Source organism: Catenibacterium sp. GCM10023432 (assembly GCF_042651925.1).
Lineage (GTDB): Bacteria > Bacillota_I > Bacilli_A > Erysipelotrichales > Coprobacillaceae > Catenibacterium > Catenibacterium mitsuoka.
In genome coordinates this window covers 1-26,091 of the sequence record NZ_JBHSEB010000090.1, presented here as the reverse complement: position 1 = coordinate 26,091, position 26,091 = coordinate 1, and the positions used below count along the sequence as shown (strand labels likewise).

Here is a 26,091-nt window from a genome sequence, read left to right as displayed (position 1 = left end):
CGTTTTTATTGACATTAATGCTTATTGGGATAATGTTCTATATAGAACAATTGAAAGTTCTAAATAGAACGATATAAGGAGGCTTAATATGTATTTCTGGGATCAACATAAGACAATTACTCTTTATTATGAGATGTTAACCGCATCTACCTGTGATAAATACAATCTTAAAAAGATGGAATATGACATATTGATGTTTTTGTATCATAATCCTGAATACAATATTGCTGCAGATATTGTCAGAATAAGAAAGTCGACTAAATCCCATGTCTCAACTGCCTTAAAGGTATTAGAAGACAGAGGATATATTACTAAAAAGATAAATGAAAATAATAAGAAGCGTGTAGAACTTTTCTTGGAGGATTCAGCCAATGAAATCGTGAAAGAAGGGCTCAATGTTCAAAATCAATTTGCGCATGATATGCTTCAGGGTCTCACACAAGATGAGATAAAAGTATGTAAAAAAGTATTTGAGAAAATTTGTAGAAATGCAGAAGAATGCATTCAAAAGAAAGGATGATCAATATGAAAGAAAAATATGTACCTAAAATGCCAGATATCATGGAAGCTATTTTTGATACTTGCTATTTATTATTTGATTTAGTTGCTGGCTTTATCTTTCTAGCAAAAGCCAATGGTAATATGCTATTTACCTTATATGGTATTTTAACTCTTACTTTTTGCGGTGGCGATGCCTTCCACTTAGTTCCTAGAATTAAAAGAGCATTCAAAGGAAGCAACGAAAAGATTAAGAGACAGCCTGGTATTGGTTTACAGGTATCTTCTATTACTATGACTGTTTTTTATATTATTTTATTATATATCTGGAAATTGACATTCCCTACACTTAAGGCGTCATTTATTGTAGAAGCAATGATCTATGTTTCAGCTATTGTTAGAATTGTTGTATGTTTCTTACCACAAAATGACTGGTGCGGTGATGAAGGTAACTTAAAACTATCTATGATCAGAAATGCCGTATTTGCAGTGACTGGAATTGGCATTATTATTCTTTATGCAATGAGTGGTAATATAGGTAATCTTCATATGACAAGAATGGTTGCGGCTATCATCATCTCATTTGGCTGTTATTTACCAGTTACATTATTATTAAGAAAAAACCTAAAGTTGGTTTATTGATGATTCCTAAAACATGTGCTTATATGTGGGTGATTGTAATGGGATTACAACTATTATTTAGATAGAATAATGTTATAATGGTAGTGTAATAAATCATTAAGTGAGGTAGAAATGATGGAACAAGAAAGATATTCAATACTATATAGTTCTCCAACAGGTAATACGAAGATGCTTGCTGAGGCTATTCATGACACGTTACCTGAAGAAGACTGTGATTATTTTGGACCATGTAAAGAAGTAGATTCAGATATGCTTTATATTGGTTTCTGGACAGATAAAGGTAATGCGGATGCAGCAACTCTTAAATTATTAGAAACCTTAAAGAATAAGAAGATTTTCTTATTTGGTACAGCAGGATTTGGAGTAAGTGAAGAGTATTTCCAGAGAATTTTAAATAATGTGAAAACAAGCATTGATGGAAGTAATATTGTTGTAGGTGAGTATATGTGTCAAGGTAAGATGCCACAATCTGTACGTGATCGATATGTTTTGATGAAAGCACAGCCTGATCATATGCCTAATATTGATATGCTCATTGAAAACTTTGATCAAGCTTTAACGCATCCTGATAAAAATGATTTAAATAACTTAAAAAAGAAAATTTTAGGATAATAGTGAAGCATAAGGGGATGAATCTCTTATGTTTTAATATTACGGAAGGAATATATTATGAATATTCATGAACTAAACTAGTTATGGACGCTACTTGGTATAGCGTTACTATGTGCTTTTTTTGCATTTCTAATTACATTTTTAATCTGCAAATTTGTCCATAAACAAATAAGTATGAAAGTATTGATGATGGCTGCAGTGATAGGATTCTTATTAGGAGTAATTGGCGTATTTATTTATGCGAGTCAGGCTATGCCTTTGTAATCAGATTTTCTTATGATATATTATAGGCGTTTGCTCTATATTTTTATCTAAAAAACAGGCAGAAAACCCCCACCTCAATATAGAATATAGGTGGGGGATGAATGCCGTTAATGCATCTGATAGAGAAATTTGGAGTAAGAAATAGTATAATACATATAGGAAACTTCTTTTCCTGAATCTACAGAAAGGAGATTATATATCTTACAGTCAAGCAGCAGGTAAAGCATCTGTCCAAGGAAGACTATCGTTCCATCAAGGAATTATGTCATATTGCAAAGAATCTCACTAATCAGGCAATCTACAACATCAGACAGCATTACTTTGCGCCAAGGTAAGTATCTCAAGTTTGAGTTGAACTATGCACTTCTGAAGTTGTCTGATAACTATAGAACGCTTAATTCCAATATGGCACAGCAGATACTCAAGGTTGTAGATGGTTCATTCAAATCATTCTTTGGTCTTCTTAAAAAGGCAAAGCAGGGAAAGCATGCACTTAGGGACTGCAGACTTCCACACTATCTTCCTAGTGATGGATATACTACACTTGTCATTGGATTTGTAAGACTTAAAGCGAATAAGCTCATACTTCCATATTCAAACAGCTTCAGAAAGACACATAAGGCTGTTGAGATTACTATCCCGCCTATACTGCTTGATAAGAAAGTGAAGGAAATACGTATCATACCAAAGGCAGATGCCAGGTTCTTTGAAATTCAGTATACCTATGAAGCTGAATGCATTCAAAGGAATCTCAATACAACAAATGCACTGGCATTAGACCTTGATATCAATAATCTTGTCACTGGCCTGTCAAGTAAAGGTGAAACATTCATCATTGATGGAAGAAGACTGAAGTCTATCAACCAGTGGTTCAATAAGGAAAATGCAAGATCACAGTCCATCAAAGATAAACAGAACTATGGCAGGAAGCCGACCAACAGACAGAAGGCATTAGCACGCGGGGTGATTGATTACTGTATCGATCATGATGTCGGAACTCTTGTTGTGGGCTATAATGAAACATTTCAGAAGGATTCTAACATTGGCAAGAGAAACAATCAGACTTTCGTCAATATTCCATTTGGATTGCTGAGAGACAAGCTTGCATATCTCTGTGAGCTGAATGGCATCACACTTGTAATGCAGGAGGAATCCTATACATCTAAGGCCAGCTTCTGGGATAAGGATGTTATACCAGTCTATAAGAGTGATGATACTGAAGAATACTATTTCAGCGGAAAGAGAACAGTATAGAACAGCGAGTGGACAAGTTCTGAATGCAGATGTAAATGGTGCATTAAATATCATGCGTAAAAGTAGAGTTGTGGATGTAAACATCCTATACAGTAGAGGCGAAGTGGACACGCAATAAGAATAAGGATTGCCTAGCAATAGGTGGAGACTTAAATATCAATCTTCTTAAACGGATGCGTAAGCATCCTAGAAGCCTTGACTTCAAATACGGAGTATTAAGTCGAGGTAGTTCACAAACGTATTACAGAAATTACTCTTAGAAAAATAACCTAAATAAGAACTATCCTGACTTTCGCTTTGCTTAGAAGTCTAGGCTTCCTGCTTCAACCAACACCCTAAAGGTGGGGAAAATTCTTGCTTATGGTATGTTAAAAAGGAGATGATTGGATGTTAGGTGCAATTATTGGAGATATTGTTGGTTCTAGATTTGAATGGGAAAATTATAAAGGGAAAGACTTTGAACTATTTACAAAGGAATGTATGCCTACGGATGATAGTATTATGAGTCTTGCAATAGGAGCAGGATTACTTAAAAGTCAACCTGACTATGAAAATCTAGAAAAGAATACAATAGATTGCATGCAGTCACTAGGTAGACAATATCCTTATTGTGGTTATGGAGTTAACTTCTATTTTTGGATCTTTGGAGATGATCCAAAGCCTTATAATAGTTATGGTAATGGTGCCTCGATGAGAGTAAGTGCGGCAGGTACTGTGGCTTCTTCTTTGGAAGAAGCGTTAGCACTCTCAAAAAGAGTGACTGCTATCAGCCATAATCATCCTGAAGGTATCAAAGGAGCACAGGCAACAGCTGCCGCCATATATTTAGCTAAGACAGGTTCAACAAAAGAAGAAATTAAAGACTATATTAATCAGAATTTCTATAAGATAGATTTTACTCTTGATGAAATAAGAGATACTTATGAGTTTAATGAAATATGTCAACGAACAGTTCCTCATGCATTAGAGGCTTTCTTTGAATCAATGGACTATGAGGATGCAATTAGAAATGCGATTTCTATTGGCGGAGATAGTGACACAATAGGGGCTATATGCGGTAGTATTGCGGAAGCGTATTATGGTATTCCTGTAAATATCAGAAATCAGGCTTTAAGCTATTTAGATGACACATTGACACTTTGTTTGAAACAATTTGAAGAAGCATATCCGCCTGTTATAATTAGTGGCGAAAAACCCATAGGCTTGCCTATGGGATGAAAGCCACATAATTTTTACTTGAGTTAAGCATAAGGGTAAGTTCAATAAGAATAAACGTTTTGGCAAGTCTATAAAGAATAGATGCCCTTCTGGGTTTTAAGCTGCTGTAGAAGAAAAATTAAAGGTACATATATAGAAGTGCCTGATGATTATAGAGCATCATAATATGACCATACAGCAGATGATTACATAAAGAAGAAATTATCTGACAGGATGTATCATTTAGCCGATGGAACTCTAGTACAACAAGAGTGGTATTCATCATTTCTGTTGTACTGCTATGATTAGAGGACTAAGAATATAGGTAGAGACAGATGTATTTCAGAATTTGAAGAGTGTTACAGCAAAGAAGAAGCTTTAATTAAAAGAATTAAAATTAATAGAATCAAAGTATTGAATAGTGGAATCAAAATAGCATAAAATAAGCAACAGGGAGATTGATTACACTTCCGTATCGCAAGATAGAAATTTACCGCTAATGTGGTCGTTGGACCACTTGGTAATAAAAGTTCTTACTTAAATAGATTTATACTTGTATTCCAAAGTCTGAAAATGATGTACGATTACAAGCTAAACTTGATAGTAAGAACCCCACGGGCTTGCCCGTGGGAGTAGTCAGCCTAGAATAGCACTCTTATTTGTGCTATTCTTTTAATTAAGGAGGAAAATATAACATGTTAACATATTTAATGTTTGCGGCTGTTATTGGCTTCGCGCTAGTGATGAGACAACGTAATAAACATAAAGATGACTATCGCTATATTGCCGCGCAATATCTTATGATGGGTGTCATCTGGGCACTTATTGCTTTATCTGATTATTTAGAACATGGTGTACGTATGCCATATTTTGGACTATATATCGCTATATTTGTATTTTCATTATTTATGGGAATCAAATCAATACTGGATCGTAAATAGAGTACTTCGGTACTCTTTTTATAAGTTATAATGTTAAAATGAAGATAATTATAGTGACCTAGAAACAGTTTATTTTATCTGTATTTATTGAGATTTATGCTTATTATAGGTATGATGAAAGTGAGAAGAGAATGTATATTAAAGGAGGAAATAAGGACAAAAAAGGAGGCATAACTTATGAAACGATATAAGAAATTGTTCGCATTATTCACTGCTTTCTCATTGATGTTCAGTGCATTTCTAGTGACACCAGTATACGCAGAAAATGATGCGGATGTCCTCATTTCACAATTAATTGGTTATTATGCAGATTATATGGAAGACTCAGTCACTGATATTGAACGTGTCTTAGTAGAACTAAAATCTGTAGATAAGAAAAAGGGAGAAGCTTGGGATTCAATCATGCATTATTGGCTAGAAGTCAATTCTCCTGATTTCACTCATGTAAATGAAGTACCTCAAGGCTTACCAAAAGATAATAGTATGTCAGTTGTTATTCTTGGATTTGCACTCAATGATGATGGTACGATGAAGGAAGAACTTGTAGGTAGACTTCAAACAGGTCTGGCAATTGCGAAAGAATATCCTGAATCATATGTCGTCGTTACAGGTGGTGGGACTGCAAAGAATAATCCAAATGTGACTGAAGGTGGATTGATGGGTGAATGGCTCTTAAAACAGGGCTTAGAGCCATCTCGCTTGATTGTAGAAAATAGAGCACAGGATACAGTAGGAAATGCGAAAAATACTTATGAAGTATTAAAAACAAAGTATCCAGATGTTAAGAATGTTGTTCTTGTAACAAGTGATTACCATGTACCTCGTGGCTGTATCTTATACTACACTAAGTTTGTTTTAGAAGGACTAGAAAACAATAGTGCACCTCTATCTATTATCTCTAATGCAGGCTTTAAGACTGGATCACTCGGTTATGAATCAGTACAACTTCAAGCTATAGGTATCTGTCAGATGGCAGGTATTGATGTAAAGACTGTTCCTAGAAAACAGAAGCTTTCAGTACTCACAAAGCTTGAAATCAAGCAGAATAAAGAACATGTTAAAGGTGAAGAAGCAGATCTTACAATTACTGCTTATTATGACAATGGATTTAGTCGTGATGTTACAAAAGAAGCTGTATTAACAGGCTTTGATAAAAACAAAGAAGAAGATCAGACATTTACAATCACACATTCTGAAAATAATCATACAGTCACTGAAGACTTTAAGTTGATTGCGAAAAAAGCAGAAGTTGTACCAGATAAAAAACAAGATACAAAGAAAGATGAAAAAGATAAGACACCTGCTAAAACAGGAGATAATACACAGCTGGTTGTATTTGCAGCATTGTTCTTAGTATCTGGAATTTATCTCTTAATAAGAATGAAAAAGAGTTAACCACATAACAGAATCTCAGTAATGAGATTCTGTTTTTTTACCTTCTGAACTTTTCTATTCCTTTATCTCTTTTTTGTGATATAATGTTGATTGTTCTAAAAAAAAGACAAAAGGAAGAGGGATTTTATGAAAAACAATGAAAAGAGAAGTACTTTCTCAGGAAAACTAGGATTAGTCCTCTCTGCCGCAGGAGCTTCAGTAGGTTTAGGAAATATTTGGCGTTTCCCATATCTTGCAGCAAAATATGGGGGAGGAATCTTCTTATTAATTTATATCATTCTTGCACTCACATTTGGTTATACAATGATTATTGCAGAAACCACAATTGGAAGAATGACTAGAAAGAGTCCTGTAGGGGCTTTTAGAAAATTTGGAAACTCTATAGGGCATAAGTTTGGTGGATGGATCAATGCGATTATCCCTATATTAATCGTACCTTACTACTCTGTTATTGGTGGATGGGTCATTAAATACCTTATAGAATATGTTTTGGGTAATGGTCATGCTTTAGCATCTAGTGACTACTTCTCTACATTTATCTCTAATGGTGTTTCAACAGAATTATGTTTTATTGCCTTTGCTTTACTGACTTTATTTATTGTATTTGCAGGTGTTAAAAATGGTATTGAACGTGTCTCTAAGATCATGATGCCTATCTTAGTTGTGTTATCATGTGTCATTACTGTTTATTCAGTGACTCGCCCAGGTGCACTAGAAGGTGTTAAATACTTCCTTGTACCTAACTTTAAGAATTTCTCATGGATGACAGTTGTGACTGCAATGGGACAGATGTTCTATTCATTATCTATCGCCATGGGTATCTTAATCACTTTTGGTTCTTATACAGAAAAAGAAGTGTCTATTGAAAACTCTACAGAAAGCGTAGAAGTATTTGATACAGCTATTGCGATTATGGCTGGATTAATGATTATCCCAGCAGTATTTGCCTTCTCTAATGGGAATATGGATAACCTTAATGCAGGACCATCATTGATGTTCATTACTATTCCTAAAGTATTTGATAGTATGGGACTTGGTACACTTATTGGTATTCTATTCTTCGTATTAGTATTATTTGCAGCACTTACTAGTTCAATTGCCCTAACTGAATGTGCAGTATCTACTTTCCAGGATGAACTTGGATGGAGTAGACATAAATCTGTATGTGTTCTTGGAATTATCATGCTTGCATTAGGTTCATTATCATCACTTGGTTATGGACCACTAGCCTCTATCCAGATCATTGGTATGCAGTTTTTAGACTTCTTTGATTTCTTAACGAACTCAGTCATGATGCCAATCTCTGCAATATGCATCTGTTTACTTGTATCTAGAGTGATTGGTGTAGACAAGATTGCGGAAGAAATCAAGTCTCACAACAATCCATTCAAACGTGAAAAGATCTTCAATTTCATGATTAAATATGTTTGTCCAATCTTTGCAGCTATTATCTTGTTAAGTTCAGTTGCAAATGCATTTGGAATCATCAAGATGTAAAACAGGCTTCGGTCTGTTTTTTTTTTCATTAGATAGTGATTTTATGCAGCAACGAACTTGATCATTACTTTTATCGTGACAATAGTTATAATCTTCAAGATAAGATAAAAAAAGAAGGATAAAATCCTTCCTAGTCAATATACTTCTTATAGATATCTACAAATTGATCTTCTACTTGTAATAATGCGATTAAGCTCTGATAGAATGATTTATTCCATTGTGTCTTTCCATCTTCAATACACCATACAGTTTCATATCCTGTAAACAAATGAGCAAGAGTCTCATATAGGATGTGTGGATCTGTATGGTTTTTAATTTCATTCTTTTCCTGAGATTTCTTTATAATCATCACACAAAGGTCTGTTAAGGAATTTCTCATATCAAAACTATGCTTATTTTCGTTTAAATTTGCGATAAGCATATGAGAGAATAAATCACTTCCAAATCTCTTTGTTTCTTGAATTAATGCATTGAAAATCATTAATAACTGTTCGAAATGACTATCTGCCTGTAAAAGGTGGTATGTATCACCTAAAATATTTGAAATAGTCTGATCATAGAGATTGAGAATCAAATCATCCTTAGAATTAACATATTTGTAGAATGTAGGTTTTGTGATATCACAATGTTCGCATATTTGATTGACAGTTACATTATTGAATCCTTCTTTGAGAAAGAGGTCTAATGCGACTTCTGTAATTGTTTCTTTGTTTACTGATTTCATATAATCACCTTTCTTAACTATAGTAACATAGATTTAATTAAAAGTCTTTCTGAAAGCGTTGACATATCATTTATTTAAGTATAAACTTTACTTAGGTAAAGATAAACATAACTGATGTAAATAAGGAGGATATGTCATGACAAAGAGTTTGTTTGATAAGACGTCTATTGGAACAATGAAACTAAAGAACAGAATCTTTATGTCTCCAATGGGTACAACAGGTGAAGCGGATGGTGCTTACAACATCGATGCAATTAATTATTTCATGGAACGTGCTAAAGGTGGTACAGGACTTATTATTACTGGTGCGAACGTTGTTTCTACTAAATATGAACCACGTCCTTGTACTGAATTATCTGATTTCCATCATGTCGAAAGATTAAATATGTTAGTAGACAGATGTCATCATTATGGAGCCAAGGTATGTGTGCAGTTATCTCCAGGATTAGGTAGACAACAGTTCACAGATCCTTTTACACCACCATACAGTGCAGGTAGTGTTGGATCATTCTGGTTCCCAGATTTAATCTGTAAACCATTTACTAAGGATGACATTCATTATTTAGTAGAAAAAGTAGGTTATTCAGCCTCTCTTGCAGTGAATGCAGGCGCAGATGCGGTTGAATTACATGCATACGGAGGATATTTGTTAGATCAGTTCCATTCAGTACAGTGGAATAACCGTACTGATGAATATGGCGGAAGTCTAGAAAATAGAATGCGTTTTACATTAGAATGCATAGAAGCAATTAAGAAGAATGTCCCTCAGGGTTTCCCAGTTCTTGTAAAGTTTACGCCAGTTCATCGTGTTGAAGGTTTTAGAACAATTGATGAAGGTATTGAAATGGCAAAGATTTTTGAAAAGGCAGGTGTTGATGCTTTACATGTAGATACTGGTTGCTATGAGGAGTGGTATCAAGCGATTACTACTGTTTATAGTAAAGAAGGATTCAAGTTAGATGTTCAAAAGGCAATTAAAGAAGTAGTTAATGTTCCAGTGCTTGGTGATGGCAAATTATTAAATCCTGCTGTTGCAAAAAAGGCAGTAGAAGATGGGATTCTTGATTATATTGGTTTAGGTCACCAGATGCTTGCCGATCCATATTGGGTAAAGAAAGTTAAGACAGGACATACAGAAGACATCACACCATGTGTAGGCTGTAATGAGTGCTTATTAGCTGGTTTCTCTGGTAAACATTACTATTGCGCAGTCAATCCACTATGCTATGCTGAAAAGGAATATGCACTTCCTAAGGCTGATGGTACAGTAAGAAAAGTATTAGTTATCGGTGGTGGTCCAGCAGGTATGGAAGCAGCAATCACTGCAAGAAGAAGAGGCTTTGAAGTAGACCTTTATGAAAAGGAAAATCGTTTAGGCGGTACTTTATGGCCCGCAGGAGGACCTGATTTTAAACATGATGTATTAAATCTAATTAAGTATTTAGAAACACAGTGCTATAAACTGGGTGTAAATATTCACCTTAACACTGAAATAACAAAAGATAACCTTAAACAAAAAGATTATGACAAGGTTATTCTTGCAGCAGGTTCTAGACCAGTCACTCCACCTATTGAAGGTATTGAACATACTATTCTAGCAAGTGATTATTTAACACATAAAGCTGAAGTAGGGAAGAATGTTGTTGTAATCGGTGGTGGTCTTGCAGGTACTGAATCAGCATGCGATATTGCTGTTCGTGCAGACCATGTAACCTTATTAGAAATGATGCCTGATATTCTTTATACAGCACAGCATTGTTTAAACAATGATCAGCATTTGAGAAGATTAGTTAAAGATAGAAATGTAGAAACCGTTGGAAATGCGAAAGTCATTGCAATTTCAAATAATAGCGTAACTTATGAAAAGGATGGTCAGACTTATGTTATTGCATGTGATACAATCATCAATGCAGTAGGATTTAGACCAAACAATGAATTAGAAAACCTTCTAGAAGATATGTATGAAGAAGTCTGCGTTGTGGGAGATGCTGTATCTCCAAGAAAGATTATGACAGCTATTCATGAAGGTTATCATGCAATAAGAGTTATGGAATAATGAAAATAGCACTCAGATCGAGTGCTATTTTATATTCTGACTTATGAATTTTCTATTAGTTCTGCTGGAAGAATACTTCTTCATCAATCATTGGATAACATGTCAAATCTTTATTATCAAGATCTGTCTTATGCATATCCACCGCTTTAATAGTATGTCCATGATAAGTTGAATAGTAGTAAATACCTTTGTTTAAATTACAACAAGATGTATAAATAGTATATTCATACTTACCTTCAGATACTTCACATAGTCCTTTCTGCTGTTCTACTGAACCAAGAATATGGAAGAACTGACTCACATTCTCTTTTTCATTTAATCCTTTAGTGACATTCATATTAGAAAATGCGACACGGACAAAACGTGATGCTGAAGATAAATCACCAGGTAATCCTAAAGCACCCATACCTCTACTATAAGTAGATAAGTTTACATTTTGAGAGAATGTATTCTCAGGCTGTTTAGTAGAAAGATACATATAATTATTTAAATTAAACATCTGTTTATCAAAAGGTGGGTTATTAGTCAGTACACCTACAGGATTATCATAAATATGTATCCCATCCTTCATTACTTCTACAGTAATAGTTTTATTTGAATCACTGATCATATAATGAAGTGAAGCAGGTGGGAATGATGCACTAAAAGGTGTATCACATAAATTCATTTCATTAATAAGCTTTATTGCTTCATCAACAGTTTCACACTGACATAAGATCCAAGGAATAAATTCAAAGGAACAAACATTTGTCTTTCCTTTTACAACAGGATTAAAATAAGCATTTCCTACAAAGTTAAGTCCAGCCATACCTAATCCTTTTTCATTCATTGCATCATAATATAATGGATACCCATCGCTGACATGAGCCATTCCAATGATGGCATATTTGTAAGATGGTTCATCTGTATGTCTAAAACCATACTCAAAATTTCTAGGTGTTACAACAATCTGTTCACCATAAGAAAACTCGTAATCAAGATTTCTTCCAAAATAACAATCCTTATCTTTAAAACATGCAGCAGTACACATATTCACTGCCCCCTTTCAACTGAATTCTAACATAAATATATAGGTATGTTAAGTCCATAGTTTGACATAATTCACATATAGTTTCTAAAGAATATTCTATGTCTCTTACATGTCACTAATGTGAACTGTTTGACAAAACATTAGATCAACATATAATAAAATCAAGAGGTGAACTTATGGTACAAGTCGATTTAATTACAGGTTTTTTAGGATCAGGTAAAACAACATTTATTAAGAAGTATGCGAAATATTTAATTAATCAAGGACTGCATATCGCAATTTTAGAAAATGATTTTGGTGCGATTAATGTAGATATGATGGTATTAGAAGAAGAATTAGGTGACCAATGTGAACTAGAAATGGTTGTTGGTGGAGGAGATTTAGACTGTCATAGACGTCGTTTTAAGACAAAACTCATTTCTATGGGTATGAGAGGTTTTGATAGAATATTAGTAGAACCATCAGGTATTTATGATGTCGATGAGTTCTTTGATGTACTTCATGAAGAACCATTAGATAAATGGTATGAGATTGGTAATGTGATTGCTTTAGTGAATTCTAAGCTCGAAAATAGTCTCTCTAAGCAATCAGATTACTTACTAGGCTGTCAGGTTGCAGATGCTGGTAAAATCATTCTCAGTCGCTCTAGTGAAGCCACAGAAGAAGAAATCAATAACACAATCACACACTTAAATAACACAATGGCTCTTATTAAATGTAAAAGAAGATTTAATAAAGAAGACTGTCTTAATTTAGAAACGCTCAATAATCAAGACTTTGATTCTATTCTTCATTCTGGTTATGAATTAGAAGGCTTTATTAAGATGTTCTTTAAGAAAGAAGAAGCGTTCTCTACTATGTTCTTTATGAACCAGCCTATTACTCAAGAAGAACTAACAAAAGCCACTCATTCTATCTTTAATGATCCTCTATGTGGTAAGGTATTTAGAATCAAAGGCTTTATTCCTGAAGATAATCAATGGATAGAACTTAATGCAACAAAAGACCAGATTACTACTGAAACAATTGCGAAAGGGCAGGAAATCATTATTGTCATTGGTGAATCATTAAATAAAGAAAAGATAGAAGAATACATAAAAAAACAGCATAGCTGGCCATTGATGAAGTGATATTTGTAGAATATGGTGGGAATCACATATCTTCATCACCTGAATATATTGATACAAGGTAATGATTAAACCAATTCTATATAAAGAATAAATAAAAAAGGTCAGCTTTTAGAAGGGAATGGGCGCTGACCTCGAAGGGTAGAAAAGAGTGGGAAATCTCTTTCCAACATTATTATATGAACTTTTTAAAAAGATTTCTTTATACAAATTGTCGTATTTGCTTAGAAAAGGAGTAATATACATTGTGAACTACCCATCACCTAAAGGTAATGGGCTTTAGAGAGCCTAACGGCTCTTTTTAAGAAGTTTGATATTTAAGTTTCCACCTATTGCTAGGCAATCCTTATTCTTACAGGCGTGTCCACCTCGCCTCTACTGTATAGCTCCACAAGAGACACAACATTACTTTTACGCAAAATATTTAATGCACCATTTACATCAGCATTAAGACATTTACCATTTAAACATTGATACATACCTCTATATATTCGCTTTCCACTAAATGTATAGCTTTGCGGGTTGTCGTTATTGTAAATAGGAATATCATCCTTATCCCAAAATGATGCTTTTGAAGTATAGCTTTCTTCCTGCTTTACAAAGACAATGCCATTAATCTCACAAAGGTACTCTAGCTTAAAACGAAGTTGTCCATAAGGTATATTTACAAATGTCTGATTATTGGCTTGACCAATATTACTGTTCTTCTGGAAAGTTTCATTATAGCCAACTACAAGTGTTCCAATATCATTATTGATGCAATAATCTATGATTGTGCGAGCAGTCTTGTTCATATAATCATTAATCTTATTATTCCTGTTGCGAGTATTGGCTTTTTGTTTATTGGTAGGTCTTTTCCCAATATTTTGTTTATCTTTTACAGACTGTAAATGTGCATTTTTCTTATTGTACCACTGATTTATGGATTTAAGTCGCTTACCATCAATGATGAATGTCTTGCCATTACTTGATACCGCTGTTACAAGATTATTAATACCAAGGTCAATTGCTAGTGCATTATTGATATTTAAGTTTCTTTGAATACATTCAGCTTCGTAAGTATATTGAATTTCAAAGAACCTAGCGTTTGCTTTCGGTATGATACGGATTTCCTTAACTTTCTTATCAAGTAATATAGGTGGGATGGTAATCTCTACACATTTATGTGTTTTCTTGTAAGCATTTGAATATGGTAAAATCAGTTTATTACCATTAAGTCTTACAAAACCTATGACAAGCGTAGTATATCCATCTTTTGGAAGATAGTTTGGCAAACGACAATCCTTAAAAGCATACTTGCCTTTTTTAGCAAGCTTAAGTAGTCCAAAGAATGATTTGAAACTGCCATCGACCTCTTTAAGTATCTGTTGAGCCATATTTGAATTCAGCATCTTGTAACTGTTAGATGTTTTTAATAGAGCATAGTTCTTTTCATAATTAAGGTATTCGCCCTCGTTAAAGTAATACTGTCTTACATTATAGATTGCTTGATTAGTGAGATTCTTTGCTATATGGCAAAGATGCTTAATATTTTTGTAATCTTCTTTTGAAAGATGTTTTACTTGTTGCTTTACTGTAAGATACATAGCATTTTTCCTTTCTAAAGATTTAGAGAGATGTTCTCCATGTACCTATTATATCGCATATTCTAATGTAATATCATCATTTCAGTAAAATATATAATTTCTTGTCGCTTATATCCCATCACCTAAAGGTAATGGGTTTTACGCTCATCTTCTATAAAAAGGTCAAAGGTATTTTATCCTCTAATAATGGGATGAACCTCTATAGAGGATGCTTGAGAACTCTTAGATGAAAACCCTGTATGATTGGTATGGGGTCTATAACAGATCCTTATATTCCCTAAGAGAATTAACTATTATATACACAAGACCTCTGGAATTATACTTAGGGCATGATAGTTCATCGAAGTTCAGATATTGAATAATCTTTTTATATTAATTTTCAGTAATATGCTTGATTTTAGATGAAAGTTTTATTATTGCAGTGTTCTTATTGGCTAGGATAAGCATCTCGGTCGTCAAACTTCGATGCTTATCCTTTTTTTCTTTCTATAGATTTATTGATCTTAAAAACATGGTAAATGATTTATGAAATAAATAAAGTTAACTCCAAGCCTATTTAGTTACTCTTTTTTAGATGATAATCTGATAAATAACATTAATAACCCCTGAAAGAATCATTACAAATATTGGATTAGATTTCTTATACCAGAGCATAAATACACAAAATAGAAATATAATCAATTGATGAATACGGAAGTTATTTAATATAATTGTTGCTTCACTACCAAATAATGCAGAAATCATTATGGTAACACCAGCGGTTGCAATCAATGCAACGACGGCTGGTCTCAAGTGATTTAGAATATTCTGCAAGAAACGCAGATGACGATATTTAAGATAAAAATATGCAATACTAGTTACTAGTATACAAGAAGGGAGAATGCATCCTAAAGTCGCGGCAATAGCACCAGGAATACCAGCAATCTTAGTTCCTACAAATGTAGCTGAATTAATTGCGATAGGACCAGGTGTCATTTGTGATATAGTGATTAAATCTGTAAATTCTTTAAAATCCAGCCAATGATGTAAATTGACAATCTGACTTTGAATCAAAGGCATAGCAGCATAACCACCACCAAAGCTAAAAGCGCCAATCTGCAGAAAACTTAAAAATAACTGTATATAGATCATTGCTGGAGTCTCCTTTCATATAAAGAATAAATAATACCTATCACAATACATGTCAAAATAATCAATACAACATTTACCTTAAAGAAGTAATTCGCAATAAAAGAACCGAACATAATCAAATAATAACTTCTTTTCTTTTCCTTAAAGATACCTAATGCCATTTCTACAACAACAACACCAATCACTGCACCTACACCTGACTGCATCCCATCAAGTATATAATGAACAATTAAATTCTCTTTAAAAATAGAATAAAATACAGATACAACAGAGATAATAATAAATGGAGGAAGAATAGTCGCAATAACGCTAACTATAATACCTAAAACACCAGCAATCTTATATCCAACTACAATAGCTCCATTGACGGCAATAGCACCAGGTGCTGATTGGGCAATGGCTACTAAGTCCAGCATTTCATCTCGATTGATCCAATGATACTCATCTACAAACTTTTTCTGCATTAATGTGACAATGACATAGCCACCGCCGAAAGTAAAAGTACTGAGATAGACCATTGAAAAAAATAATTTCCAAAGTTTTTTGATCATCTCTATTTACCTCTTATCTTGTCCAGTCAAAATAACTTTTAATAATTTGAGCACATTCCTCTAAATCAAGTTTACAATCTGATGCCGCTTCGATTAATATTTCTGCACACTTCTCTCTAGATAATAAATCACTATCTAAACATATATCATAGCTTTGTTTTTCACCCCATAAATGATGAGAAATGGCATCACGATAAACCTTACGCTTATGATCTTCACGATGAATAAAATTGACTAATTCATCATGTTCTAATCCTTCTAAATCATATGTTTTATCCGCAATTGCACGAGGAATGCGATGTTCCATTGAAGTATTATATAAAAGTACCTTTAAACAATCTGCATGTCCTTCAAGTACATCACCTGCAGCTCTTTCATGAATAATACATGGACCATTCTCTACAGCTTTTAGAATGGCTTTAGATAAAGCATGATGAACCTTTTTAATTTCATCACTTGCCTTTACTTCTTCTAAAGACATATCCGCAATTCTATTATCAAAATCCTTTAAATAATCTTCAGTTAACCACTCTTCATCAGCTAGTTTTACAAGATCCTTACCTTCATATAATTTCATTCCTAACTTTTTACCTACAATAACAGAAATCCATCTACCCATACTACAATATTCACTATCCATTAAAATATATTTCTTCATACTAGTAATCCTCCTCTAAGATTTGTCCATTTGTTTCAATAACCTTCTTATACCAATAAAAAGAATCTTTTTTATATCTCTTCATAGAGCCATTTCCTGAATCATCTACGTCTACATAAATAAAACCATATCTCTTTTTCATTTCACCAGTAGATCCCGCAATTAAATCAATAGGCCCCCACATTGTATAACCCATCACTGGAATACCATCTAATTCAATTGCTTTAGACAATTCCTTTAAATGCGCTTTTAAATACTCAATACGATATGTATCATGGACCTTATTATCTTCTAACTGGTCTATAGCACCTATTCCATTCTCTACAATCATCAAAGGCAACTGATAACGATCATATAAATAATTTAATGCATATCTTAACCCCTGGGGATCAATAGTCCACCCCCAATCACTCTTAGGTAAGAATGTATTCTTATAACCTGTATCTAAACCATTCATACCTTTAAGAATACCTTTCGTCTTTTTACCAGTCACATGAGTACAATAATAGCTAAGTGATAAGAAATCTACTTTACCTTCTTTAAGTATTTCTAAATCTCCTTCTTGAATAGGTAAGGTAATATGTAGTCTCTCTAGTTCTTTTATTTTATATTGAGGATAATATCCACGACACTGTACATCACAATAGAACATCATACTATGCATAAAATTCATCGTTCCAATCACATCATCAGGATTAGCGCTATATGCATAAGAGAAATGACCACAATACATCATTCCTACCTTATTATCAGGATTAATTTTATGAGCAATCTTTACAACTTTTGCGCTTGCAATAAATTGATGATATGCTGCAGTCATTCTTACTCTCTCATCATCACTATTAATACCAGCTGCAACCCAAGGCTGAGTAGACATACAATTGATTTCGTTAAACGTAAGCCAATATTTTATTCTATTATTGTATCTTTTTAGTAAAACTAGCGCAAAACGCACATAACAATCCACTACAGCTCTATTTTCCCATGAACCATACTTTTGAAGTCCTAAAGGTGTTTCAAAATGAGAAATAGTTACAAGAGGTATAATATGATACTTCTCTAATTCATCTAGTATTGCATCATAGAATTTAAGTCCTTCTTCATTGGGTGTTAATTCATCCCCGTTAGGGAAAATACGTGTCCAGTTAATAGACATACGATAAACCTTGAATCCCATTTCTGCAAATAATGCGATATCTTCTTTATAATGATGATAAAAATCAATCGCATTATGACTAGGATAATACTCATTCTCTTCAATACTTTTTGTAATACGTCTTTTCTTTTCATGAGACCCTAAAGTCATCACATCTGCGGTACTTAATCCTTTACCATTCTCTAAATAAGCACCTTCTATCTGGTTAGCTGCCGTTGCACCACCCCAGAGAAAATCTTTTGGAAACATCTTCATCACCTTTCTTTCTACAACTAAGATTATAAATAAAAAAAGAAGTCGCTCAATTAATGAACGGCTTCTTTCAATAGCGTTGCGAAAAGATGTGTGTTTCTAATAATATCCAAGCAACAATGTTGCTTACTTAATGTTAGGATTCTTGGATGTTCTAAATAAATCAAATCCCTGTGAACTAGATCTTCTTCTTTCAAAATGCTTTAAATAATCAGTATTAAAAATACTCACATATAATATATCTAGAATCAACATCGTAGATATATTCATCGCAAAATCACCTAGATTATCTTTCAGTTTTTCTCTTGTAGAAACATGCAAAACATAATCTGCATATTGAGACAATGTATTATCTCCATAAGATGTAATTGCGAGAAGAGGAATATGTCTCTCTTTAAGCTTCTTAACACCTCTTAATTCTGTTTCTATTTCTCCAGAGTAAGAGAGAATAATAAATGAACAATTAAGAGAACAATAAGAAGCACGATAATAGAGTTCATTCATCTTTGTTTCAAGAACCACATTCTTTCCAATCTTCAACATCTTATCTTTAAAAGTCTGGGCTACGTCACCTTGTACGCCTGCAGAATATACATAAATAATATCACTTCTATTTAAACAATTAATCGCATTCTGCAGATCATCATGACCAATTAGCTTTAATGTATCATCTACAATTTCATGATATAGCTGTCCAATCTTATTTGCGATTACAGTGTTTTTATCTTGATCATCAAAAGGGTGATTAGGATCAAGATCCTGGAAATGAGATTCTGTATATTCAATTTCTTTTAAATATTCTTCAAGAAAATCAGTATATCCATGAAATCCTAATTTCTGACAAAAACGAGTAATCATAGAAGGGTTGATAAACAATTGAGATGCGATAGAACGACTGCTTTGTTTACGAAGTAAAGTCTTTTTATCTAAGAAATAATCCGCAATTCTCTTTTCTCCATTTGTCATATTCTTTTTCTCTTTTAAGATATCTTCAATCATTTGATCAACACCTTTCATTTACTGGATTGTATTGACTTTCTTTAGTATACGCTCTGCATCCTGTCCTGTCGCAATTATAGGCTGATAGTTATTACGATACTTAACAGAAGAAATCATACATGGAATAATCTTATGTTCCATACTCGTAATCTTCTTATTAGTAAAATGGAATGTTTGCTGGTAGATCATAGAATCCTTATCACTTGGATTTCTATTGCCACCAAAACAGAAGTTACTTAAACTATAAACAATAGGGGAATCCTTATATGTTTCAATCCCTTCTAATACATGAGGATGACTACCTACAACCATATTAGCCCCTGCATCAATAGTTGCATGTGCTAAATCTCTTTGTCCCTGAGTAGGACTATAGTTTCTTTCAATACCCCAATGATAATAAACAATCACAAAATCAGTCTTCTTCTTTAATTCAGTAATCGCATTCTTCATCTCATCAGATACAGCATTAGGAAATGCATAACCAAGAAATCCAAACTTGATTCCCTTTACCTCCTTAATATAGCTCTTTGAATATCCAAAATAGCCTACACCATACTCATCTAGAGTTGCTTTAGTATCATCCATCCCTTTCTGATAACGGTCCATAGAATGGTTATTTGCGACTGTCACAGCTTCAACACTACTATTAGTTAAAATCTTTGCATATTCCTTTTTACCTTTAAAAGGGAATGACTTAATCACATGACTCTCTTCATCAGTCAAAGGACCTTCTAAGTTCGCAATAGTTAAATCATCCTGTTCAAAAACACTTTTTACATTCTTTAAGAAATAATCAGGATTATTACCTTGTTTTACATATTCCTGATCAAAAGATCCATCATATGGCTGTCCTGCATAATTTCCTAAAGTTATATCACCTACAAAAGACATAGTAATATCAGTATGAGTGACCTGAGCTGTTTCATCTGTCTTTTTCTTAGTCTTCTTTGGTGTTTCTTTCTTCTCTTCTTGAGCACAACCAGTACTTAATACAAGGAGTGCACATACAAAACCTTTTAAAAACTTATTCATTTTCATTTCTCCCTTGTACAAATACAAAACAATGATCATTAGATAGCTTTTCATCAAATACAAAATCTAAATCGTTAAACTTCTTTAAGTCCTCTATATTTTCTATCTTTTCTTTAGCCATATAAGAGATCATTGCACCTCTAGCCATCTTCGCATAGGTTGCCTGCTGCTTGAGTACTCCTTTGATATTTCTTAGAAATTGTATCTCAATACATTGGTCTTCTTCCGTTAAGTAATCAGTAATACATTTTGAATACTCTTTAGAGGCTAGATTAATGATGACATGATCATCCAAAGAGTTATATATTTTACTACCCCAGAATTGATACAAATTAAACGATTTTACGCCCATTTCTAAACGATAGGGTACAATTCCGTCGGTAGGTGTTAAAACTCCATACAGACCTGATAAAATACGTAAATGCATGTTTAAATACTCTCTTTCACTATCGCTCATAGAAAAGGGATGAAGGTACTTAAACGCAATCCCATCATAAGCATGAATTGCACATGTAAGAGGTTTAAACTGACGCTCCTGTAACTCTTCAAAACATTGATGTGTTAATGTTTCGTTGGTCTTCCAAAGCTTTCTTAATTCCTCATAGGACATACTCTTAAGTTTCTCTTCTAATATTTGAGATTCTTTAAGAAAACAAGGTGTAGTAGGAGCAATAGAAGCATCCTCGTCGCTTCTCATCTTCTTAGCAGGACTCATGATAATCTTCATGATAAAGCCTCAAGCATCTCTTTTGGATTATCAGCTGTCTTTACACGCTCCTTGGCTTTAATGATCATTCCTTCTTCATCAATTAAGTATGTTGTTCTTACAACACCCATGCTGACCTTTCCATAATTCTTCTTCTCTTTCCATACGTCATAGTCCATGATTGTCTTCTTTTCTGTATCAGAAAGCAAAGTAAAAGGTAGTTCATATTTCTCTTTGAACTTCTTGTGGCTTGCTACAGAATCTTTACTGATTCCAATGACCACTGCATCCTTTTCTAAAAATTCAGGATACAAATCTCTAAACCCGCATGCCTGTTTAGAACATCCAGGTGTATTATCTCTAGGATAAAAATAGAGAATCACGCGATGTCCTCTATATTCTTCTAAAGTATGCATATTGCCTTCTTCATCTGGTAGATTAAAAGAAGGTGCTTTTGTATTAATCTCTAACATAACAAACCCTCCTTTGTGCATTATACCAAAAATAGAAATAATGTGCCACCTATGCACAAAAAAACGATTGTAAGCATTAACATTTTATAAACATGTTGACACATTGAAATACAGGTTTTATAATCCAAATGTCATTAAACACAATTAAATATTAAATAGGGGGACAATTATGACATTTTCATTAACTACTCGTCTAATTGCTGAGTTCCTTGGAACTGCAATCATGGTTATGATTGGTAACGGCTCAGTAGCAAACGTGGAATTAAAGGGAACAAAGGGAAACCACAGTGGATGGATCGTCATTGCAATCGGTTATGGTATGGCCGTTATGATTCCAGCTCTTATGATTGGTAAAATTTCTGGTAACCATATCAACCCAGCATTCACTATTGGTCTTGCTGTTGTAGGTGATGTACCATTAGCTGAAGTATTACCTTACATCTTAGTACAGTTCGCTGGTGCTATCGTAGGTCAGTTCATTGTTTATCTTTGCTTCAAGCCTCATTATGACTCAACAGAAAATCCTGAAGCAATCTTAGGTACATTCTCAACTACTGATGCAACAAAGAATAAGTTAAATGGTTTCTTAAACGAATTCTTCGGATCATTCATCTTATTCTTCTGTGCATTATCTATTACTCATTCACCAATTTTTGAACATGGTAATCAGGGTGCTGGTTTCATTGGTGTTGGTTTATTAGTTATGGCATTAGTTGCTTCATTTGGTGGCCCTACAGGTCCAGCTTTAAACCCAGCTCGTGACTTAGGTCCAAGAATCTTACATGCAATCTTACCAATTAAGAACAAGGGAACTTCTCAGTGGGATTATGCATGGGTACCAGTACTTGCTCCAATTTGTGCAAGTATCTGTGCTTGTCTATTATATTTCAACATTTTCTAAGAAGCTATCAATTGATAGCTTTTTTTCTTTGTCTCAAAGAATAGGGGAGTAATTAAAAAGGATAAGCATCGATAGTTTGATAACTAAAATACTTATCTTGTCTAATAAGAACCTCTAAAATATAGTCTTTGAAATATGCACAAAAAAACTCAGGAAAGAATCCTGAGTTATATTTATTAATGGCGCAGGTTGAGGGATTCGAACCCCCGCAGGACGTTAATCCTCTGTCGGTTTTCAAGACCGATCCCTTCAGCCGAACTTGGGTAAACCTGCATCATAAGTAAAATGGTGGTTCCGGCCGGAATCGAACCAGCGACACGAGGATTTTCAGTCCTCTGCTCTACCGACTGAGCTACGGAACCAATTGGCGGTCTGGACGGGGCTCGAACCCGCGACCTCCGCCGTGACAGGGCGGCATTCTAAACCAACTGAACTACCAGACCAATAAAAATGGTGGAGCCTAGGAGGATCGAACTCCTGACCTCCTGCGTGCAAAGCAGGCGCTCTCCCAGCTGAGCTAAGGCCCCAATAAATGGTCGGGAAGACAGGATTTGAACCTGCGACCCCCTGGTCCCAAACCAGGTGCACTACCAAGCTGTGCTACTTCCCGTTTATAAAGATGGTGCCCTGGGCCGGAATCGAACCGGCACGGAGTTTGAAGTCCGCAGGATTTTAAGTCCTGTGCGTCTACCAGTTTCGCCACCAGGGCACACGTATGGAGGTTCCAACCGGACTTGAACCGATGGTCGAAGAGTTGCAGTCTTCTGCCTTACCAACTTGGCTATGGAACCGTTGCTTCGTGGCACTCGTATAATATACTATGGATTTTAGATAATTGCAAGGGTCTTTAAGAAAAAAGTTTAAAAAAGTGTATAAAATATAATTCATTTCTTCAATGAGAAAACCTTATAATCGGTTTTATAATGGAATAATCAATACAATTTACATTTCTGTTATAAATCACATAATTCTCTTAAAATTAGTAGTCATAATAATAAACAGGGAGTGATTACTATGTATAAAGAAATAATCTTATCTGTTATTAAAACCTCATTACCATTAATGATTGTTTTGATTATATTACAGTATATATTTAGAAAACAATCTACATGCATATTAATAGAATTTAATGTCGCCTATTCAATTGTTCGTATGATGCCTTTAGTGAGTTCTATGCATACTCTAGGTATAAAAGGGATTATAACACTTATAATATGTTTTCTATTTTTGAATACGAGTACATTGCTGATGTATCGTATCCACAGCCTTAATCTATAACGAACATACATTTATACGTATTTCTACTTTCAGAATATCTCTGATACAATGAACTCACGAAAAAAAAGGAGACAATTAAAATGAATACATATGATTATGCAGGTAGTTTCTTAATACCTGAAAGACTTAAGAAGGCGAGAAGAGATTTTGAGAATAATACAATTAATCTAGAAGAATTAAAAAAGGTAGAAGATGAATGTATTGCAGAACTTATTACTAAGATTAAAGAATTAGGTTATCATACAATCACCGATGGAGAATTTAGACGTTCTACATGGCATTTAGATTTTATGTGGGGATTTAATGGTGTAGAACACAAAAAGACAATAGAAGGTAATACAACATTTGATGGTGAAGCAGCAATGATTGATGATACTTATGTCACAGGAAAGATCAGCTGTGATCATCATCCTTTTGTAGATTATTTCAGATTTGTAAAACAGTTTGAAGATGAAAATACATTAGCCAAACAGACTATTCCTTCACCAGGACAGTTCTATGCTTACTTTACGGGAGCACAGTTACTTAGAAATACATTAAGTATTTATGAAAATGAAGAGGCTTTTGCCTTTGATGTAGTTAAGGATTATATCGAGTTTGTCCATGAAATCTATGATGCAGGATGTCGAGTATTGCAGTTTGATGATTGCGTCTGGGGTGGTATGGTCAATCCACAGCTTGCACGTGGCTTACAGGACGTACTGGTGATGCATTAGAAGATTATAAAAAGAGATTATTAAAACTTAACAATGAAGTTGTTGCAGCAAGTCCAAAGGACTTAGAAATCAATACACATGTATGTCATGGTAATTATCATTCTACTTTCTTTAGTTGGGGTGCTTATGATGGTGTGGCTGATTTATTATTTGGTGAAGAAAATGTGAATGCATACTACTTAGAATATGATGATGAAAGATCAGGAGGATTCAAGCCTCTTGCAAAAGTATCTGGTGATAAGAAGGTTGTCTTAGGATTAATCACTACTAAACGTCCAGAATTAGAAGATAAAGAAAAAGTAATTCAGAGAATTAAGGAAGCAAGCAAGTATATTCCTCTTGAACGTTTTTCTTTGAGTCCACAATGTGGTTTTGCATCATGTGAGATTGGTAATAAACTAACAGAAGAAGAATGGGCTAAATTAAAGCTTGTAAAAGAAATCGCAGAAGAAGTCTGGGGTTAATAAGAATCCTCTAGGAGATCCTAGGGGATCTTTTGTGTCTTGTAGTATATTAATTGATACAATATAATTTATGTATAAGAGGTGAACAGATATGATAGAAACTATAATTAGATACATAATTATTGCGATTGTGTTAGGTGTTATCGGTGAAGCGATATCTCATTTTTCTAGTAAAACAATTGATGAGGACATAAGTACTACACATTATAGAGTAAAGCGCTAGCGGTGTTGAAGTATGCCTGTATGTCACAGTTCATTCTAGGAATGGTTATGTTTCTTGTATTTAGTTATTTCTATCTGCAAGGCAATGAAACAGTAGAGATGGGACATCTGTATGTTTCTTCTATCTTTGGGGCTATTGGTTTATATGGCGTGGCCTGGGCATCTATATGGGGTGTATCAGTTAATGAGTCTCTAATAGAGATACATAGAGTATTTCATGCTAAGAAGGTATTATGTATCACTGGTATTGGACAGGTAGTTATTGATAAGAAAGACGCAATGATCTTATATGATCAAACAGGTAAGAAATTGATTAAGATAGATGCTTTATCGGATAATTATGATTATTTACTTGATTCTTTAAAGCTAAATAATATCGCTAAGTTTATGAAAAGTGTTGCTACTAGATCATTAAATTTAGCTTAACGCCTATTTTTCTACTTTATAGCCGCCTAACTCAAATCATCATTTCTCGAATAGTTGTAAAATGATCTTAAAAGGTCAGGTGAGTGCTATGATAACTGAAAACCAGGTAAAAAACTATTTAAGATCTAAGGATAAGGATTATGTAAATAAACTTATCGAATCATTATATGAACAGGATGATGAAGACATTGATCCATCTCATAAGGCATGCCCTATATGTGGTTCAGTTCATTTCAAGAAGAATGGAAAAGATAAGAACGGACATCAGAGATATATCTGTCTTGACTGTCACAAGTCTTTTAG

At 34.0% G+C, this 26,091-nt stretch carries 27 protein-coding genes and 7 tRNA genes; 16 read left to right on the top strand and 18 right to left on the bottom strand.

Going from position 1 to position 26,091, the window contains the following annotated elements; genetic code table 11:
• Positions 1–88 precede the first annotated feature (88 nt).
• From ACFOZZ_RS11550 to ACFOZZ_RS11515, 8 genes are all read left to right on the top strand, one after another.
• Positions 89–520 (top strand): MarR family winged helix-turn-helix transcriptional regulator, encoded by a 432-nt coding sequence (locus ACFOZZ_RS11550; RefSeq protein WP_279068647.1) that lies wholly within the window; start codon positions 89–91, stop codon positions 518–520.
• A 5-nt stretch (positions 521–525) separates the two neighbouring features.
• On the top strand, positions 526–1,140 hold the full coding sequence (locus ACFOZZ_RS11545; RefSeq protein WP_376815288.1) for a hypothetical protein: 615 nt from the start codon (positions 526–528) through the stop codon (positions 1,138–1,140).
• Between the two features lie 114 nt (positions 1,141–1,254).
• The gene (gene bilS, locus ACFOZZ_RS11540) at positions 1,255–1,752 is read left to right on the top strand and encodes a flavodoxin family protein BilS (protein ID WP_278780220.1); all 498 of its coding nucleotides are present in this window, start codon (positions 1,255–1,257) and stop codon (positions 1,750–1,752) included.
• Between the two features lie 534 nt (positions 1,753–2,286).
• Positions 2,287–3,270, top strand: coding sequence for an RNA-guided endonuclease InsQ/TnpB family protein (locus tag ACFOZZ_RS11535; RefSeq protein ID WP_376815287.1), 984 nt, complete (start codon positions 2,287–2,289; stop codon positions 3,268–3,270).
• 387 nt (positions 3,271–3,657) lie between these two features.
• Entirely contained in the window at positions 3,658–4,488 is an 831-nt protein-coding gene (locus tag ACFOZZ_RS11530) for an ADP-ribosylglycohydrolase family protein (protein WP_376815286.1), read from the top strand.
• A 674-nt stretch (positions 4,489–5,162) separates the two neighbouring features.
• Entirely contained in the window at positions 5,163–5,408 is a 246-nt protein-coding gene (locus ACFOZZ_RS11525) for a hypothetical protein (RefSeq protein ID WP_055235033.1), read from the top strand.
• A gap of 177 nt (positions 5,409–5,585) precedes the next feature.
• Positions 5,586–6,803, top strand: coding sequence for an ElyC/SanA/YdcF family protein (locus ACFOZZ_RS11520; protein ID WP_278779831.1), 1,218 nt, complete (start codon positions 5,586–5,588; stop codon positions 6,801–6,803).
• A gap of 126 nt (positions 6,804–6,929) precedes the next feature.
• Positions 6,930–8,300 (top strand): sodium-dependent transporter, encoded by a 1,371-nt coding sequence (locus ACFOZZ_RS11515; RefSeq protein ID WP_279067625.1) that lies wholly within the window; start codon positions 6,930–6,932, stop codon positions 8,298–8,300.
• A 130-nt stretch (positions 8,301–8,430) separates the two neighbouring features.
• Here the strand turns inward: ACFOZZ_RS11515 and ACFOZZ_RS11510 are convergent, their stop codons facing one another.
• Positions 8,431–9,024 carry a TetR/AcrR family transcriptional regulator gene (locus ACFOZZ_RS11510; protein WP_006504632.1) on the bottom strand — a complete coding sequence of 198 codons (594 nt, stop codon included), beginning with the start codon at positions 9,022–9,024 and terminating at the stop codon, positions 8,431–8,433.
• Positions 9,025–9,160: 136 nt separating this feature from the next.
• Here ACFOZZ_RS11510 and ACFOZZ_RS11505 point away from each other — a divergent pair, with 136 nt between their 5' ends.
• The gene (locus tag ACFOZZ_RS11505) at positions 9,161–11,080 is read left to right on the top strand and encodes an NAD(P)/FAD-dependent oxidoreductase (RefSeq protein ID WP_376815285.1); all 1,920 of its coding nucleotides are present in this window, start codon (positions 9,161–9,163) and stop codon (positions 11,078–11,080) included.
• A gap of 55 nt (positions 11,081–11,135) precedes the next feature.
• Here ACFOZZ_RS11505 and bsh read toward each other — a convergent pair whose 3' ends face one another.
• Positions 11,136–12,110 carry a choloylglycine hydrolase gene (bsh, locus tag ACFOZZ_RS11500; protein WP_376815284.1) on the bottom strand — a complete coding sequence of 325 codons (975 nt, stop codon included), beginning with the start codon at positions 12,108–12,110 and terminating at the stop codon, positions 11,136–11,138.
• Between the two features lie 176 nt (positions 12,111–12,286).
• Between bsh and ACFOZZ_RS11495 the strand changes: the two genes are divergently transcribed.
• Positions 12,287–13,240 (top strand): GTP-binding protein, encoded by a 954-nt coding sequence (locus ACFOZZ_RS11495; RefSeq protein ID WP_055289636.1) that lies wholly within the window; start codon positions 12,287–12,289, stop codon positions 13,238–13,240.
• Between the two features lie 332 nt (positions 13,241–13,572).
• On the opposite strand, the gene ACFOZZ_RS11490 is transcribed toward ACFOZZ_RS11495, so the two are convergent.
• The 9 genes from ACFOZZ_RS11490 to ACFOZZ_RS11450 form a co-directional block, all read right to left on the bottom strand.
• Positions 13,573–14,823, bottom strand: a complete 1,251-nt coding sequence (locus ACFOZZ_RS11490) for an RNA-guided endonuclease InsQ/TnpB family protein (RefSeq protein ID WP_376815283.1) — start codon at positions 14,821–14,823, stop codon at positions 13,573–13,575.
• A gap of 570 nt (positions 14,824–15,393) precedes the next feature.
• Complete coding sequence (locus ACFOZZ_RS11485; protein ID WP_278861304.1) at positions 15,394–15,954, bottom strand: chromate transporter; 561 nt, start codon at positions 15,952–15,954, stop codon at positions 15,394–15,396.
• Complete coding sequence (locus ACFOZZ_RS11480; protein ID WP_376815282.1) at positions 15,951–16,505, bottom strand: chromate transporter; 555 nt, start codon at positions 16,503–16,505, stop codon at positions 15,951–15,953. Before ACFOZZ_RS11480 ends, ACFOZZ_RS11485 begins: the two co-directional genes overlap by 4 nt.
• 13 nt (positions 16,506–16,518) lie before the next feature.
• Positions 16,519–17,163, bottom strand: a complete 645-nt coding sequence (locus ACFOZZ_RS11475; RefSeq protein ID WP_376815281.1) for an AAA family ATPase — start codon at positions 17,161–17,163, stop codon at positions 16,519–16,521.
• A gap of 1 nt (position 17,164) precedes the next feature.
• Positions 17,165–18,574 carry a glycoside hydrolase family 1 protein gene (locus tag ACFOZZ_RS11470; protein WP_376815280.1) on the bottom strand — a complete coding sequence of 470 codons (1,410 nt, stop codon included), beginning with the start codon at positions 18,572–18,574 and terminating at the stop codon, positions 17,165–17,167.
• Between the two features lie 123 nt (positions 18,575–18,697).
• Positions 18,698–19,570 carry a MurR/RpiR family transcriptional regulator gene (locus ACFOZZ_RS11465; protein ID WP_055289651.1) on the bottom strand — a complete coding sequence of 291 codons (873 nt, stop codon included), beginning with the start codon at positions 19,568–19,570 and terminating at the stop codon, positions 18,698–18,700.
• 18 nt (positions 19,571–19,588) lie between these two features.
• A complete protein-coding gene (locus ACFOZZ_RS11460; RefSeq protein WP_376815279.1) occupies positions 19,589–20,602 on the bottom strand; it encodes a CapA family protein in 1,014 nt (337 codons plus the stop codon).
• Positions 20,595–21,329: a peroxide stress protein YaaA gene (yaaA, locus tag ACFOZZ_RS11455; RefSeq protein WP_279068765.1), complete on the bottom strand. Its 735-nt coding sequence runs from the start codon at positions 21,327–21,329 to the stop codon at positions 20,595–20,597. The genes ACFOZZ_RS11460 and yaaA overlap by 8 nt, the downstream gene beginning before the upstream one ends.
• Positions 21,326–21,781, bottom strand: coding sequence for a peroxiredoxin (locus tag ACFOZZ_RS11450; protein WP_147556405.1), 456 nt, complete (start codon positions 21,779–21,781; stop codon positions 21,326–21,328). Before ACFOZZ_RS11450 ends, yaaA begins: the two co-directional genes overlap by 4 nt.
• Positions 21,782–21,950: 169 nt before the next feature.
• On the opposite strand from ACFOZZ_RS11450, the gene ACFOZZ_RS11445 reads away from it, so the two are divergent.
• The gene (locus tag ACFOZZ_RS11445; protein WP_278780886.1) at positions 21,951–22,682 is read left to right on the top strand and encodes an MIP/aquaporin family protein; all 732 of its coding nucleotides are present in this window, start codon (positions 21,951–21,953) and stop codon (positions 22,680–22,682) included.
• A gap of 180 nt (positions 22,683–22,862) precedes the next feature.
• Here ACFOZZ_RS11445 and ACFOZZ_RS11440 read toward each other — a convergent pair.
• The 7 genes from ACFOZZ_RS11440 to ACFOZZ_RS11410 all read right to left on the bottom strand — a co-directional run bounded on the left by ACFOZZ_RS11440 (position 22,863) and on the right by ACFOZZ_RS11410 (position 23,473).
• Positions 22,863–22,955: transfer RNA gene (locus ACFOZZ_RS11440), tRNA-Ser, on the bottom strand.
• 13 nt (positions 22,956–22,968) lie between these two features.
• Positions 22,969–23,044 (bottom strand) — tRNA-Phe (locus tag ACFOZZ_RS11435).
• A 3-nt stretch (positions 23,045–23,047) separates the two neighbouring features.
• Positions 23,048–23,125, bottom strand: a tRNA-Asp gene (locus ACFOZZ_RS11430).
• A gap of 8 nt (positions 23,126–23,133) precedes the next feature.
• Positions 23,134–23,209 (bottom strand) — tRNA-Ala (locus ACFOZZ_RS11425).
• A 6-nt stretch (positions 23,210–23,215) separates the two neighbouring features.
• A tRNA-Pro gene (locus ACFOZZ_RS11420) sits at positions 23,216–23,292 on the bottom strand.
• Between the two features lie 10 nt (positions 23,293–23,302).
• A tRNA-Leu gene (locus ACFOZZ_RS11415) sits at positions 23,303–23,391 on the bottom strand.
• A 7-nt stretch (positions 23,392–23,398) separates the two neighbouring features.
• Positions 23,399–23,473, bottom strand: a tRNA-Cys gene (locus ACFOZZ_RS11410).
• Positions 23,474–24,040: 567 nt separating this feature from the next.
• Between ACFOZZ_RS11410 and ACFOZZ_RS11405 the strand changes: the two genes are divergently transcribed.
• The 5 genes from ACFOZZ_RS11405 to ACFOZZ_RS11385 all read left to right on the top strand — a co-directional run.
• Positions 24,041–24,676: a hypothetical protein gene (locus ACFOZZ_RS11405; protein ID WP_376815278.1), complete on the top strand. Its 636-nt coding sequence runs from the start codon at positions 24,041–24,043 to the stop codon at positions 24,674–24,676.
• Positions 24,607–25,140 (top strand): hypothetical protein, encoded by a 534-nt coding sequence (locus tag ACFOZZ_RS11400; protein WP_376815277.1) that lies wholly within the window; start codon positions 24,607–24,609, stop codon positions 25,138–25,140. The genes ACFOZZ_RS11405 and ACFOZZ_RS11400 overlap by 70 nt, the downstream gene beginning before the upstream one ends.
• A 91-nt stretch (positions 25,141–25,231) precedes the next feature.
• Entirely contained in the window at positions 25,232–25,363 is a 132-nt protein-coding gene (locus ACFOZZ_RS11395; protein WP_275055953.1) for a hypothetical protein, read from the top strand.
• A 20-nt stretch (positions 25,364–25,383) separates the two neighbouring features.
• Positions 25,384–25,788 (top strand): hypothetical protein, encoded by a 405-nt coding sequence (locus tag ACFOZZ_RS11390; protein ID WP_376815276.1) that lies wholly within the window; start codon positions 25,384–25,386, stop codon positions 25,786–25,788.
• A gap of 88 nt (positions 25,789–25,876) precedes the next feature.
• Positions 25,877–26,091: transposase-like zinc-binding domain-containing protein (locus tag ACFOZZ_RS11385; protein WP_376815275.1), on the top strand; the 215-nt coding region annotated here is incomplete at its 3' end.

Bases quoted from the DNA above. Each gene is read 5' to 3' on its own strand.
- ACFOZZ_RS11495 (WP_055289636.1), top strand. From the start codon at position 12,287: ATGGTACAAGTCGATTTAATTACAGGTTTTTTAGGATCAGGTAAAACA.
- ACFOZZ_RS11390 (WP_376815276.1), top strand. From the start codon at position 25,384: ATGTCACAGTTCATTCTAGGAATGGTTATGTTTCTTGTATTTAGTTAT.
- ACFOZZ_RS11545 (WP_376815288.1), top strand. From the start codon at position 526: ATGAAAGAAAAATATGTACCTAAAATGCCAGATATCATGGAAGCTATT.
- ACFOZZ_RS11460 (WP_376815279.1), bottom strand. From the start codon at position 20,602: ATGAATAAGTTTTTAAAAGGTTTTGTATGTGCACTCCTTGTATTAAGT.
- ACFOZZ_RS11550 (WP_279068647.1), top strand. From the start codon at position 89: ATGTATTTCTGGGATCAACATAAGACAATTACTCTTTATTATGAGATG.
- ACFOZZ_RS11480 (WP_376815282.1), bottom strand. From the start codon at position 16,505: ATGATCAAAAAACTTTGGAAATTATTTTTTTCAATGGTCTATCTCAGT.
- ACFOZZ_RS11465 (WP_055289651.1), bottom strand. From the start codon at position 19,570: ATGATTGAAGATATCTTAAAAGAGAAAAAGAATATGACAAATGGAGAA.
- ACFOZZ_RS11395 (WP_275055953.1), top strand. From the start codon at position 25,232: ATGATAGAAACTATAATTAGATACATAATTATTGCGATTGTGTTAGGT.
- ACFOZZ_RS11405 (WP_376815278.1), top strand. From the start codon at position 24,041: ATGAATACATATGATTATGCAGGTAGTTTCTTAATACCTGAAAGACTT.
- ACFOZZ_RS11450 (WP_147556405.1), bottom strand. From the start codon at position 21,781: ATGTTAGAGATTAATACAAAAGCACCTTCTTTTAATCTACCAGATGAA.
- ACFOZZ_RS11520 (WP_278779831.1), top strand. From the start codon at position 5,586: ATGAAACGATATAAGAAATTGTTCGCATTATTCACTGCTTTCTCATTG.
- bsh (WP_376815284.1), bottom strand. From the start codon at position 12,110: ATGTGTACTGCTGCATGTTTTAAAGATAAGGATTGTTATTTTGGAAGA.
- ACFOZZ_RS11490 (WP_376815283.1), bottom strand. From the start codon at position 14,823: ATGTATCTTACAGTAAAGCAACAAGTAAAACATCTTTCAAAAGAAGAT.
- ACFOZZ_RS11530 (WP_376815286.1), top strand. From the start codon at position 3,658: ATGTTAGGTGCAATTATTGGAGATATTGTTGGTTCTAGATTTGAATGG.
- yaaA (WP_279068765.1), bottom strand. From the start codon at position 21,329: ATGAAGATTATCATGAGTCCTGCTAAGAAGATGAGAAGCGACGAGGAT.
- ACFOZZ_RS11515 (WP_279067625.1), top strand. From the start codon at position 6,930: ATGAAAAACAATGAAAAGAGAAGTACTTTCTCAGGAAAACTAGGATTA.
- ACFOZZ_RS11505 (WP_376815285.1), top strand. From the start codon at position 9,161: ATGACAAAGAGTTTGTTTGATAAGACGTCTATTGGAACAATGAAACTA.
- bilS (WP_278780220.1), top strand. From the start codon at position 1,255: ATGGAACAAGAAAGATATTCAATACTATATAGTTCTCCAACAGGTAAT.
- ACFOZZ_RS11525 (WP_055235033.1), top strand. From the start codon at position 5,163: ATGTTAACATATTTAATGTTTGCGGCTGTTATTGGCTTCGCGCTAGTG.
- ACFOZZ_RS11510 (WP_006504632.1), bottom strand. From the start codon at position 9,024: ATGAAATCAGTAAACAAAGAAACAATTACAGAAGTCGCATTAGACCTC.
- ACFOZZ_RS11475 (WP_376815281.1), bottom strand. From the start codon at position 17,163: ATGAAGAAATATATTTTAATGGATAGTGAATATTGTAGTATGGGTAGA.
- ACFOZZ_RS11470 (WP_376815280.1), bottom strand. From the start codon at position 18,574: ATGAAGATGTTTCCAAAAGATTTTCTCTGGGGTGGTGCAACGGCAGCT.
- ACFOZZ_RS11485 (WP_278861304.1), bottom strand. From the start codon at position 15,954: ATGATCTATATACAGTTATTTTTAAGTTTTCTGCAGATTGGCGCTTTT.
- ACFOZZ_RS11445 (WP_278780886.1), top strand. From the start codon at position 21,951: ATGACATTTTCATTAACTACTCGTCTAATTGCTGAGTTCCTTGGAACT.